Source organism: Streptomyces sp. NPDC008150 (assembly GCF_042956945.1).
GTDB lineage: Bacteria > Actinomycetota > Actinomycetes > Streptomycetales > Streptomycetaceae > Streptomyces.
The window spans coordinates 193,813-206,106 of the sequence record NZ_JBIBHJ010000014.1; the positions used below are offsets into that span (position 1 = coordinate 193,813).

The 12,294-nt window shown below is 71.9% G+C and carries 13 protein-coding genes; 4 read left to right on the plus strand and 9 right to left on the minus strand.

All coding sequences use genetic code 11. The features are described 5' to 3' along the window. Nucleotides 1-21: 21 nt before the first annotated feature. The 8 genes from ACFZA0_RS29735 to ACFZA0_RS29770 form a co-directional block, all read right to left on the minus strand. Nucleotides 22-1,392, minus strand: coding sequence for a cytochrome P450 (locus ACFZA0_RS29735; RefSeq protein ID WP_391022629.1), 1,371 nt, complete (start codon nt 1,390-1,392; stop codon nt 22-24). Further along, nucleotides 1,389-2,474, minus strand: coding sequence for an epi-isozizaene synthase (gene cyc1 / locus ACFZA0_RS29740; RefSeq protein ID WP_391022631.1), 1,086 nt, complete (start codon nt 2,472-2,474; stop codon nt 1,389-1,391). Before cyc1 ends, ACFZA0_RS29735 begins: the two co-directional genes overlap by 4 nt. A 291-nt stretch (nt 2,475-2,765) precedes the next feature. Beyond that, entirely contained in the window at nt 2,766-3,416 is a 651-nt protein-coding gene (gene def, locus ACFZA0_RS29745) for a peptide deformylase (protein WP_391022634.1), read from the minus strand. Between the two features lie 77 nt (nt 3,417-3,493). After that, the gene (locus ACFZA0_RS29750) at nt 3,494-4,474 is read right to left on the minus strand and encodes a tetratricopeptide repeat protein (protein ID WP_391022636.1); all 981 of its coding nucleotides are present in this window, start codon (nt 4,472-4,474) and stop codon (nt 3,494-3,496) included. A 289-nt stretch (nt 4,475-4,763) separates the two neighbouring features. Further along, nucleotides 4,764-5,066 carry a mycothiol system anti-sigma-R factor gene (gene rsrA, locus ACFZA0_RS29755; protein ID WP_391022637.1) on the minus strand — a complete coding sequence of 101 codons (303 nt, stop codon included), beginning with the start codon at nt 5,064-5,066 and terminating at the stop codon, nt 4,764-4,766. Then, nucleotides 5,063-5,746, minus strand: coding sequence for an RNA polymerase sigma factor SigR (sigR, locus tag ACFZA0_RS29760; protein ID WP_391022795.1), 684 nt, complete (start codon nt 5,744-5,746; stop codon nt 5,063-5,065). Before sigR ends, rsrA begins: the two co-directional genes overlap by 4 nt. Nucleotides 5,747-6,025: 279 nt before the next feature. Continuing rightward, entirely contained in the window at nt 6,026-6,682 is a 657-nt protein-coding gene (locus ACFZA0_RS29765; protein ID WP_391022639.1) for an alpha/beta family hydrolase, read from the minus strand. A gap of 82 nt (nt 6,683-6,764) precedes the next feature. Next, complete coding sequence (locus ACFZA0_RS29770) at nt 6,765-7,580, minus strand: SOS response-associated peptidase family protein (RefSeq protein ID WP_391022641.1); 816 nt, start codon at nt 7,578-7,580, stop codon at nt 6,765-6,767. A gap of 115 nt (nt 7,581-7,695) precedes the next feature. Here ACFZA0_RS29770 and ACFZA0_RS29775 point away from each other — a divergent pair, with 115 nt between their 5' ends. From ACFZA0_RS29775 to ACFZA0_RS29790, 4 genes are all read left to right on the plus strand, one after another. Beyond that, complete coding sequence (locus ACFZA0_RS29775; RefSeq protein ID WP_391022643.1) at nt 7,696-8,418, plus strand: M50 family metallopeptidase; 723 nt, start codon at nt 7,696-7,698, stop codon at nt 8,416-8,418. 204 nt (nt 8,419-8,622) lie between these two features. Next, nucleotides 8,623-9,939 (plus strand): 3-phosphoshikimate 1-carboxyvinyltransferase, encoded by a 1,317-nt coding sequence (aroA, locus tag ACFZA0_RS29780; protein ID WP_391022645.1) that lies wholly within the window; start codon nt 8,623-8,625, stop codon nt 9,937-9,939. Nucleotides 9,940-9,949: 10 nt separating this feature from the next. Beyond that, nucleotides 9,950-10,960 carry a ribosome small subunit-dependent GTPase A gene (gene rsgA / locus ACFZA0_RS29785; RefSeq protein WP_391022647.1) on the plus strand — a complete coding sequence of 337 codons (1,011 nt, stop codon included), beginning with the start codon at nt 9,950-9,952 and terminating at the stop codon, nt 10,958-10,960. 221 nt (nt 10,961-11,181) lie between these two features. After that, entirely contained in the window at nt 11,182-11,505 is a 324-nt protein-coding gene (locus tag ACFZA0_RS29790) for an SMR family transporter (RefSeq protein WP_391022649.1), read from the plus strand. A 45-nt stretch (nt 11,506-11,550) separates the two neighbouring features. On the opposite strand, the gene ACFZA0_RS29795 is transcribed toward ACFZA0_RS29790, so the two are convergent. Then, the gene (locus ACFZA0_RS29795) at nt 11,551-12,159 is read right to left on the minus strand and encodes a TetR family transcriptional regulator (RefSeq protein WP_391022651.1); all 609 of its coding nucleotides are present in this window, start codon (nt 12,157-12,159) and stop codon (nt 11,551-11,553) included. Nucleotides 12,160-12,294 lie beyond the last annotated feature (135 nt).

Here is a 12,294-nt window from a genome sequence, read left to right on the forward strand (position 1 = left end):
TGCGCCGGTACGGGGCGTCCGTCACCGAGGGACGGGCCGGACCAGCAGCCGGTGCGGACGCAGCGTGATGCCGACGTGCGGCCTGTCGTCGGAACCGGGCACCTGCTCGAAGCGGTACGCGCTCGCCACGGCCGCCGTCACGAGGGACAGCAGTGCCATCGAGAAGTGGTCGCTCGGGCACTTCCGATTGCCCACGCTGAACGGGCTCATGGCGAATTTCGGTACGTCCTTCGCCCGTTCCGGAAGCCACCGGTCGGGGTCGAACTCCAGGTTGTGCGCGTAGGAACGCGCGTCCCGCTGGATGGCGTACGGGCTGTAGACGATGTCGGCCCCGGCCGGAATGCGATAGCCACCGAGTTCGGCGTCGGCCACCGCACGCCGGGTCAATATCCAGACGGCGGGACGCAAACGCATTGCCTCCAGGACGACATTGTTCGTGTGGGTGAGCCGACGCACGTCCTTGAATCCGACCGGAGCGCCGCCGGTGACGGACTCGGTCTCCGCCCGGATCCTGTCGCAGTGTTCCGGGTGTTCCGCGAGAACCTGGAGCAGCCACATGACGGTGGACGCGATCGTCTCGCTGCCCGGGGTCAGTATCGCGACGACCTGGTCGTGGATCTCCTGCTCGGTGATGGGGGCGCCATTCTCGTCCTTCGCCTCCAGCAATGTCGTCAGCAAATCCTCGGGGCGCTCTCCGGATGCACGACGTTCGGCCACGATCTCGTCCACCAGGAGATGCAAATCGGCCAGTGCCCGGTTGAATTCCCGATTGCCCGGGGTGGGCAGCCGGTACAGCGGTCCCGCGGGCACCACCATGCGGCGGTACATGCCGCGGAAGACGGTCGCGAGCGCGGTGCTGAGGCGTTCGGCGCCCTCGTCCATGAACCGGCCGCGCAGCAGGCAGCGTGCCGAGACGCGGACCGCGAGGCGGAATGCCTCGGACGTCGCGTCGATGACCGCCCCGGACGCCCAGCGCCCGATCAGCGCGTGCGCCTCCTCCTCCATGACGGGGGCGTAGGCGGGGATGGCGTCGAGCCTGAACGCGGGCTGGATGGTGCGGCGCTGGCGCCGGTGGACGGGGCCGTTGGCGGTGGCCACGCCGTGCTCGCCGAGCAGCCCCTCCAGGGACTCCCACAGCGGGCCGCCGATCTCGAAGGCGGGGTTGAGCGCGAGGGCCCCGGCGAGGTCGGGCGCGGTGACGGCGTACACCGTCTTGGGGCCGAGTTTGAGCCGCACGATGTCGCCGTGGTCGCGCAGCCGGGCCAGGAAGCCCAGCGGGTCGCGCACGAGTTTCCAGCCGTGGCCGAGACCGGGCACACCACCGCCCGCGACGGGCGGCTCGGCCGGCCCGGGTGCCACCGCGGTGCCGGGTTCCACCGAGTCGACGGTCATTTCTCACCTACCGGTTCGTTGTTGACGTACGGGGGTGTGGACCGGTCGTCCCAGTCGTCGACCATGTAGCGGCCGGACTCGTGGTGGAACCAGTAGACGGAACTGAACCAGTTCCGCATATTGCCCACACAGGCCCTCACGGCGGCACCGAGTTCATTTCCGTCCGGTGTTCCGTCGGTGAGGTCGTCGGCGAGGCGGAGCGCCTCACGTTCGGCTTCGATGAATTCGCTGACGCAGTCCTCGACGCGTCGTCCGAGTTCTCCCACGGCCTCTTCGAGCGTCAGGCGCTCGTGTTGAATGAGACTGATTCCGAGATTGTGCACCTCGTCGCCCGCTATTTCCTTCGGAAGCGAGCAGAGGTCGTTGTACCAGGCGGCGAATTCCTGACTCAGCAGGGCCGCCCTGCGGAATGCCGGGTGTTTCCGCACCGCGTCCGGGAGTTCACGTCCCGCACTCGGTTCGAGGAGGTCCGTCCATATCCAGTGGGCGAAGGTGAGGCGGCGCAGTTCGAGGTATTCGGACACCGTCGGGACAACGGCGGCGCTCCTGTTGTGGAACTCCCGGTCGTACGCACCGATCACCTCGTGGAAGTGCCGCGCGAAGCGCGCGTTCCAGGTGTCCGGGAGGAACGAGTAGAGCCGCAGCACACTGTCCGCGAACCCCGCCACCAGCGGATCCGGGTGGTACAGGTGTTCCCGGGGGGAGTCGAGTGCCTCGTGGAGCAGGTCGCGCAGCCGGCGCCAGGCGAGCGGCCGGCCGTGCACGATGTCGCGGTCGTGGCGGTCGTCCCAGACGAAGAACCACGCGCTGTAGTCCGCTATCGCCTGGAGCACCTCGTCGGGGGCGCCGATGTAGTAGCCCGCCATGAGGTCCGTGTAGCAGAGCGCGTCGGCGTGCTCGCGCACCTTCTCCGCCGGCATGAGCCGCTTTTCCAGCAGCCAGGCCCGGGTGTTCTCCTGGAGCCGGGGCCAATAGGGGTGCAGCCGCCGGGGAAACTCCTCCTCGATCCTCGGTAGGGAGAGCGACGGTGGAACTGCGATCACTGACGATGCCGTCGTGGTGCTGTGTGGGAAAGCTGGCACGGACAAACCCCTCTCGCCGCCGGTGTGCGCACAACCCCTCCCGCGGTGCCGGGCGTGCGCCGTCGCGTATCCCCGCACTTCCCATTCAGCACCACAACTGACCGTTCTGGGAACGGATTTGCTCCCTTCACTACCCCATAGTGCCGAGATTCCCCCCTTGTGTGACTGGTTATGGATCATCCCGAGTGCGAGAACGACTGGATATGCCACTGACAGAACGCACGGCGCCCCGCCGGGAGTTGTCCCGGCGGGGCGCCGTGTCGGAGGTCGGGAGGTCCGCTCCTGCCGTGCCTAGTCGTTGGCCACCACGGGGTAGCGGGGCTCGTTCTCGGCCATCTGCCGCAGGGCGTCCTTGCGTTCGCGCTTGGACAGCCGGTCGATGTAGAGGCGCCCGTAGAGGTGGTCCGTCTCGTGCTGGAGGCAGCGGGAGAAGTACCCGGTGCCGCGCACCTTGAGCGGGTTGCCCTTCTCGTCCTGCCCGGTCACCTCGGCGTAGTCGGGGCGGGCCAGCGCGGCGTACGCGGTCGGCACGGACAGGCAGCCCTCGTTGCTGTCGTCGAGGCGGCGCGACTCGGCCGGCAGGTCGACGACCTTCGGGTTGCACACGACGCCCACGTGGCGGGCGCCGTCGTCGTCCTGGCAGTCGTAGACGAACACCTTGAGGTCGACGCCGATCTGGTTCGCGGCCAGGCCCACGCCCTCGGCGGTGCGCTGGCTGGCGAACATGTCCGCGATCAGCTGGTCGAGTTCGGCGCCGAACTCGGTGACGTCCCGGCACTCCCGGTGCAGCACCGGGTTGCCGACGACCGTGATCGGCCGCGACGTACCGCGCTCCCGCCAGGCGGCCTCGCGCTCGTCGCAGTCCTCGGTGTCGACGACGAATCCGTCGTCGTCGACGGGGAGCACGCCCGCGTGCTGCTGATCGGTGTCCTGCTGCGCCATGACCGACGTACGCCTTCCTCGTAAAACCTGGGTGTGATGCTGGTACAGGGTACGGGGAACGGCGGAGCGCCCGTCGCTCAGCAGACCTCTTCCAGGTCCCGCCAGTCCCGGGAGTCGGGGCTGTCGGCGACCCATCCGTCGAGCAGGCCCCGCACCAGGGCCGCGGGCGCCGCGATGCCGCACTCGCGCTCGGGGGCCCAGAGCTGCCCCTCGGTGCGGTGGCCAAGCGGCCCGGGGTGGCCCGGCTCGCTGTGGTCGTGCGGGTCGAGGGTCGTGCCGTCGCCCTCGTCGGAGGGCATGCGGGACTCCGAACACATCCGGCACAGCAGCCGCACCGACGACGACCAGTCCTCGGCGGCGAACCCGGCGTCGGCGGCGAGCCGCTCCAGGGCGTCCCGGTCGGCCTCGGTGGCGGCCTCCAGGAGCACGACCCAGGTGGGCACCGGCGAGGGCGCCCAGAGCTCAATCTCGTCGAAGACCGGGTAGGAACCGCCGGCCGCGGTGGTCCGCTCGCCGTTGGGCACACCGTCGTGCAGCACGACCTCGCCCCAGCGGCGCCCGGAGGACGGCAGCGGGATCGACAGCACCTCCACGCGGGCGGGGTCCAGACGGCGGCCCCACACGACCTCCGCCTCGCCCTCGGGCGACAGCCGCACGGCCGCGCTGCCCAGCTCCATGCCGAGCGGCTCCTCGGCGACGGCCGAGCCGCCGGGCACCCGCAGCCCGTACGCCTGCCAGGCGCGGCGGGCCAGCGGCCAGTCCTGGAGGGCGGTGGCGGCGATGCCGACGTTCCACCAGTCGGGGGCGCCGGTCTCCCGGTCGAGCAGCGCGACGGCCCGCAGGCCCGCGGCGCGCGCCTGCTCCCAGTCGTGGCGGAACTTGTGCAGCAGGGCGAGGTTGAACCAGGACTCGGACAGCCAGGGCTCCAGATCGGCCGCCCGCGTCAGCAGCGCGCCCGCGTCCTCGTACCGGCCGTCGCCGATCAGGGTGAACGCGCGGTCGGTGGCCTGCCGCCAGGAGGCGGAGGGCCGGTGCCGTCCCTTGCCGAAGATCCTCACGATTCCCGCCTGCCAGTTCCGTTCTGTGGGCTGGCTTGTGCCCCCGGACACCCTCTCCATCGCATCCAACCACGGAGGACAGGAGGGCCGCTCATTACCCATGGGTTACCCAGCCGGGCCCGGGAGCAGACCGCCCCGCCCGGCACCGGGGCGGTCCGTCGCCGGGGCAGAAAGAAATCCGCGGGCCCGTGAGCCCGCGGATTAGCACTTTCGAGTGAACAGACGCGTTGCGTCCACCCCGAACAGGCCGCCGTGTGCCGCCTGTTGTCCCGCCGGGCGGGACGCCCGCTCAGGACTCCGTGCGGGTGGCCGCCACGTCGTGGTCGGGGACGGCCTGGCCCGACCGGATCAGGTCGAGGCGTCCCATGACCTTGGCGCGCAGGTCACTCGGCACGTCGTCCTGGCCGCAGCACCGCTTGACCAGCTTCTTCACGGCCTGCTCCAGGCCGTACTTCTCCAGGCACGGCGAGCATTCCTCGAAGTGGTGCTCGAACTTGGTGCAGTCGGAGTCCGGCATCTCGTGGTCCAGGAACTCGTAGAGATGATCGAGGATCTCGCTGCAATCCGTCTCGTGCGGCTCTCCGCAGCTCATGAGCCCGAGCCTTTCGCTTCGTTCGACTCTCCGGCGCCGGCCGGGACGAGACCACGCTCGCGCGCGTAGTCCTCCAGCATGCCGCGCAGTTGACGGCGGCCCCGGTGCAGCCGGGACATGACCGTACCGATGGGTGTCCCCATGATGTCCGCGATCTCCTTGTACGCAAAGCCTTCTACGTCCGCGAGATACACGGCGATACGGAATTCCTCGGGGATCGCCTGCAGGGCCGACTTCACGTCGGAGTCCGGCAGGTGGTCGAGCGCCTGGGACTCGGCGGAGCGCAGACCGGTCGACATGTGCGACTCGGCGCGTGCCAGCTGCCAGTCCTCGATCTCCTCGGCCGCGCTGCGCTGGGGTTCGCGCTGCTTCTTGCGGTACGAGTTGATGAAGGTGTTGGTGAGGATCCGGTACAGCCACGCCTTGAGGTTGGTGCCTTCGCGGAACTGGTGGAAGGACGCGTAGGCCTTCGCGTACGTCTCCTGGACCAGGTCCTCCGCGTCCGCCGGGTTGCGGGTCATGCGCAGCGCGGCCGAGTACATCTGGTCGAGGAACTCCAGGGCGTCCCGCTCGAAGCGCGCACTGCGCTCCGCGGTCGACTCCGTGTCCGTTCCGCGGCCCTCGGGCTGCTCCGCCTGGCCGTGTTCGGTCCCTGCGTCGGTACCGGTGACCGGACCCACCTCCTCCAGCGTCGTCGCGGGACCGAAACCGGTCCCACCCGAGTCGGAGGATAGACGACGATCCGGTCCGCCCGCCGCCCGAAGTGGGGCGGTACGCGCCGCGTGCAGCACCGACCACTCCAGGTCAGGGGCGCTGCGGCGGGTCGGGCAGATGGTCGAACCCATGCGGCGGACTTCCTCTCGTACGACGTCGCTACCAACCGCCACCGTGCGCTGTTGACAACACCGGGCGGCTCTGTAGTGGTCAACCAGGGGGCGGGTTGCGGCATTCCCGGGCGCTCAGTGAAGTGAACCGGTCCATGTCACAACGGCCTCGGTGATGATCTCCAGCACCCGCCCGGGGGTCGTCGCCGAGCGTTTCGGCACGGCGAACCCGTGGTCGGCCGCCGGCACCTCGACGAGACGATGCTCACCCTCCGGGAACTCCGCCGGGCGTCCGAAGGGGTCGTTGCCGCCCTGCACGACGAGGGTGGGCACCCCGGCCCCGAGGAGTTCGTCCGCGCGGGACTTCTCGGGGCGGCCCGGCGGGTGCAGCGGGAAGCTGAGCGCGAGCACGGCGGCGGCGCCCAGTTCCGTCGCGGTGCGGCAGGCGACGCGGGCACCGGCGCTGCGCCCGCCCGCGACCACCGGCGGGCCCTCGGCGGCCAGCGCCGGCCACAGCCCCCGCCAGCCGGTGTCCAGGGTGCGCGGGGCCGGGGCGACCTTGCGCCCCGCCACTCGCCAGGGCTGCTCGACCAGGGCGACGCTCACGCCGTGCGCGGGCAGTGCCGCCGCGAGGGCGACCAGGTCCCGCGCGTCGATGCCGCCGCCGGCGCCGTGCCCGAGGGCGAGCAGGAGGCGGGGGCGCGGGGCGCGGTGCCAGGTGACGCGGGCGGTGCCGGCCGGGGTCTCGACCTGCTCGACGGCCGTACTCCCGGCCCCGGTGTTCTCGGCCACGTCAGCTCTTCTTCCGTCTCTGCGCGCGCGTGGGTGCCCGCACGCGGTCCGCCGTACCGGAGAGACGCGTTCCGCCCCGGTGTCAGAAGAGTGTGCCCTCCTCGGGCCCCTCCAGCTCCTTCAGCAGCTCCGGCCCGTTGTTGCGGACGTTGCTGACCGCCGTGGACACGGGGTACGCGCGCATCAGGCCGGCGGGCGGCGGCGCGAGCAGCTCGCGCAGGGCGTCCGGGTCGGTGCGGGAGGGGTCGAGCCAGTCGTCCCAGCGGTCCGGGGTGAGCATCAGCGGCATCCGGGGGTGGATGTCGGCCAGCGCGTGCGGTCCCTCGGCGGGCGCGACGGCGAGCGGGGTCGTCTCGGCCTCCGTGGTGATCACCGAGCAGGTCACCCACCACGCCCGCGGGTGGTCGTCGGGCAGCGTGCGGTCCCGCCAGAACTCGTAGAGCCCGGCCATCGCGAAGACCGAGCCGTCGGCGGGGGTCACGAAGTAGGGCTGCTTGCGGGGGCGCTTCTTCCTGCCCTCGACCTCCAGGTCGCGCTCCTGCGCGCCGGTGACCCACTCGTAGTAGCCGTCGGCGGGGATCACGCAGCGGCGGGCGGCGAAGGCGCGGCGGTACGACGGCTTCTCGTGCACGGTCTCCGCGCGCGCGTTGATCATGCGGGCCGCGCCCTCGGGCGTCTTCGACCAGGACGGGACCAGTCCCCAGCGGAGCTTGCGCAGCTGGCGAACCGGGCGCGGGTCGTCCGCGTCCTTCACAGGACGGTCCAGGATCACGTGGACCTCCTTGGTCGGGGCCACGTTGTAGTCGGGGGCCAGGGTCTCCTCCGGCTCCCACTTGTCGATCTCAAAGATTCCTGCGAGATCCTCGGGTCCACGACTCGCCGCATACCGTCCGCACATACGTGTCACACTGCCAGGCCGACCGGCCGTCCGGCCACCGACTCCGGACATCGGGGGCCGGCGACGGGCGCGGACGCCGTCCGTACACCGCACCTCGAGGGAGCCTCCCCGGACCATGGAAAGCATCGCAGCCGTCGCGCTGCCCGACCTGTGGGACCGCGTCGTCGGCACCCAGTCCGACCCCGACCTCTGGGTGGTCGTGGCGACCCTCGTCGTGGCGTTCGCCGCGGTCATCCCGCACAGCGTGTGGCGCGTCTCGCGGAACGCCGTGACCATCGCGCACGAGGGCGGCCACGGCCTCGTCGCGCTGCTCACCGGCCGCACCCTCACCGGCATCCGCCTGCACTCCGACACCAGCGGCCTGACCGTGAGCCGCGGCAAGCCGCACGGCATCGGCATGATCCTCACCGCGGCCGCCGGGTACACCGCTCCCCCGCTGATCGGCCTCGGCGGTGCCGCCCTGCTCGCGGGCGGCCGCATCACGCTGCTGCTGTGGATGGCCACCGTGCTGCTGCTCGCGATGCTCGTCATGATCCGCAACGCGTACGGGGTGCTGACCGTGGTCGTCACCGGCGGCGCGTTCGTCCTGGTGTCGTGGCTGGCGGGCCCCCAGGTGCAGGCGGCGTTCGCGTACACGGCGGTGTGGTTCCTGCTCGTCGGCGGTGTCCGGCCGGCCTTCGAGCTCCAGGCCAAGCGGGCCCGGGGCAACGCGGGCGACTCGGACGCGGACCAGCTCTCCCGGCTCACCCACGTCCCGGCGGGGCTGTGGCTGTTCCTGTTCCACGCGGTGTCGCTGTGCGCGCTGATCGGCGGGGGGCGCTGGCTGCTGGAGGGGTGAGGCCGGGACGGACGGGCGGCTGTCACACACTGTCGGCATCTGTCGGTACCTGTGGCCACCTGTAAGTGCCTGTGCGCACCTGTGGGCACCTGTCGACGGCCTACAGGCGCATATATGCGAGGCACTTCCCATGCCGTGGTTTCGGGTCGCTTTCGTTGCTTTTGATCAAGATCCCCGGTCGCCGGGAGCCTCTAAAGTGGGCACATGACCGTTAACCCAGCACACACCGCCCTCTGGCCCGCGCCGCACGCGAGCGGAGCAGTCGAAGCGACCGTTCACGTGCCCGGGTCCAAATCGGTCACCAACCGTGCTCTCGTGCTCGCCGCGCTGGCCTCCGAGCCGGGCTGGCTGCGCCGCCCCCTGCGCTCGCGCGACACCCTGCTGATGGCGAACGCGCTGCGCACCATGGGCGTCGGCATCGAGGAGGGCGTCGGGCCCGACGGTTCCGGCGAGTTCTGGCGTGTCATCCCCGCGGCCCTGCGCGGCCCGGCCACCGTCGACGTCGGCAACGCGGGCACGGTCATGCGTTTCCTGCCGCCGGTCGCCGCCCTCGCCGACGGCCCGGTCCACTTCGACGGCGACCCCCGCTCCCACGAGCGCCCCCTGCACGGCGTGATCGACGCCCTGCGGGTGCTGGGCGCCCGGATCGAGGACGAGGGACGCGGCGCGCTGCCGCTCACCGTGCACGGCGGCGGCGCCCTGGACGGCGGGACGGTCGAGGTCGACGCCTCCTCCTCGTCCCAGTTCGTCTCCGCGCTGCTGCTGTCGGGCCCGCGCTTCAACCAGGGCGTCGAGGTCCGGCACACCGGCACCGCGCTCCCCTCCATGCCGCACATCCGGATGACGGTCGACATGCTGCGCGCGGTCGGCGCCCAGGTGGACACCCCCGAGTCGGGCGGCGAGCCGAACGTCTGGCGGGTCACGGCGGGGGCGCTGCTCGGGCGCGACCTGGTCGTCGAACCCGACCTGTCGAACGCCCAGCCCTTCCTGGCGGCGGCCCTGGTGACCGGCGGCAAGGTCGTCGTGCCGTCCTGGCCGGCCCGCACCACGCAGCCCGGTGACCGGCTGCGGGAGATCTTCACCGAGATGGGTGGTTCCTGCGAACTCACCGAGTACGGGCTCCAGTTCACCGGTTCGGGTGCCATCCACGGCATCGACGTCGACCTCGGCGAGGTCGGCGAGCTGACCCCCGGCATCGCCGCCGTCGCGGCCCTCGCGGACTCCCCGTCGACCCTGCGCGGTGTCGCGCACCTGCGGATGCACGAGACGGACCGGCTGGCCGCGCTCACCAAGGAGATCAACGAACTCGGCGGCGACGTCACCGAGACGGCCGACGGCCTGCACATCCGCCCGCGCCGGCTGCACGGCGGCGTCTTCCACACCTACGAGGACCACCGCATGGCGACCGCCGGCGCGATCCTCGGCCTCGCGGTCGAGGGCGTCCAGATCGAGAACGTGGCGACCACGGCGAAGACCCTGCCGGACTTCCCCGAGCTGTGGACCGGGATGCTCGGGGCCTAGGAACCACGCCATGCGCCGCTACGGCAAGAACACCGACGAGGACGACATCCGCTCCCGGCCGAACCGCAAGGGCAACCGGCCGCGCACGCACATCCGCCCCAAGCACGAGGACGCCGCCGAGGGCATGGTCCTCACTGTCGACCGGGGCCGCCTCACCTGCCTCGTCGACGGCACCCCGGTGCTGGCCATGAAGGCCCGCGAGCTGGGCCGCAAGGCCGCCGTGGTGGGCGACCGGGTCGCCCTCGTGGGGGACCTCTCGGGCCGCAAGGACACCCTCGCGCGGATCGTCCGCATCGGGGAGCGCACGTCGGTGCTGCGCCGCACCGCCGACGACGACGACCCGTACGAGCGCGTGGTCGTCGCCAACGCCGACCAGCTCGCCATCGTCACCGCGCTCGCCGACCCCGAGCCCCGGCCGCGCCTGATCGACCGCTGCCTGGTGGCCGCCTTCGACGGCGGTCTGACCCCGCTGCTGGTGCTCACCAAGGCCGACCTGGCCTCCGCCGAGGAGCTCCTGGACCTGTACGGCGCGCTCGACGTCCCGCACATCGTCACCAGCCGCGACCAGCTCGCGAAGGGCGAGGCAGCCGACCTGGTGCGCGAGCACCTCGCCGGCAAGGCGACCGCGTTCGTCGGGCACTCCGGGGTGGGCAAGACCACGCTGGTCAACGCGCTCGTACCGGAGGAACGCCGACGGATCACCGGTCACGTCAACGCGGTGACGGGCCGCGGCCGGCACACCACGACCTCCGCGCTCGCGCTGCCCCTGGAGGGCGCCGACGGCTGGGTCATCGACACTCCCGGCGTGCGGTCCTTCGGGCTGGCGCACGTCGACCCGTCCCGCGTCATCCATGCCTTCCCCGACCTGGAGCCGGGCACGGAGGGCTGCCCCCGCGCGTGCAGCCACGACGAGCCGGAGTGCGCGCTGGACGCCTGGGTCGCGGAGGGCCACGCCGATCCGGCGCGGCTCTACTCGCTGCGGCGCCTGCTGGCCACGCGGGAGCGCACGGAGGGCGACTGACGGCGACCGGCCCGGGAGCGCCGGGGGTGTTCGTCCGTGTCGGCTCCAGGTAAAGGCATAATCGCACCGAGCCGATACCCGCCCGACCGACACGTTCGACCGGGAGCGGGCCACGGCGCCGGGTGCGCCGCACCCGGCGGCGCGGCAGCCGGGCACCGGGCGCACCGGCGCCCCCGCCCGGCGACAGCGGTCACGGACGTGGAGATGCGGGAGGACAGCACATGGCGTGGCTGCTGGTCATCGTGGCCGGGTTCCTGGAGACCGGTTTCGCGGTCTGTCTGAAGCTGTCCCACGGCTTCACCCGGCTCTGGCCCACCGTGGCCTTCTCCGCCTTCGCGCTCGGCAGCTTCGGCCTGCTGACCGTCTCGCTGCGCAAGCTCGACGTGGGTCCGGCGTACGCGGTGTGGACGGGCATCGGCGCGGCGGGCACGGCGATCTACGGGATGATCTTCCTCGGGGACCTGGTGTCCGGCCTGAAGATCGTCTCGATCAGCCTGGTGATCGCGGGCGTGATCGGCCTCCAGCTCTCGGGCTCGGCGCACTGAGTCCCCGCGCACCCCGGCGCCCGCCACCCTCGACTCGCCCCGCTGTCAGCCGAGTTGGCGCGGCAGCACCCTGTGCATGAGTTCGGCCACGCCGCCGTCGGCGGGCGGGGCCGCGACGCAGGAGAGGGCGACGCGTACGGCGAGTTCGCAGGAGCGGGCGAGTTCCGACGTCTCGGGGGCGGCGGGTCCGCCGGGTGCCGAGAGGGCGGCGAGCGCGCGGTCGCGGACGAGGGTGACGAAGTCGCCGGGTGACGGCAGCGGTCCGTCCGCCCGGCGCTGGGCGGGCACCGCCGACCCCGAGGCGACCCCGGCGAGCGTCGGCGCGGGCAGGCGTTCCGTCCAGCAGCCGGTGAGCATGGCGCGGACCAGGGCACTGTCCCGGGCGGCCGAGGCGGTCCACTCCGCGGTCGCGGTCAGCCGCTCGCGGGCGTCGGCGGGGGTCGTCAGCGCCCGTTCCACCCCGGCCAGGTAACCGTCCGCCTCCCGCCTGACCAGGGCGCGGGCGAGTCCGTCCTTGCTGCCGAACTCGTTGTAGAGGGTCTGCCGGGACACCCCGGCGTCCATCGCGACGTCCACCATCCGCACGGCCGCCCAGGGGCGGCGCACCAGGGCGGCGCAGGCGGCGTCGAGCAGGGATTCCCGTGCTGCGGGCATCGGCGCCTCCCGGGACGAGAGCGGCTGTGCCGCACAGAGTTGACGCGCCCGGCGGCACTGTCAAGGGTTCGCGTGCACCCGCGTACACATGCGTACTGCCCCGCACGAGGTCCGGACGGTCCGCCCCGCGGCGCC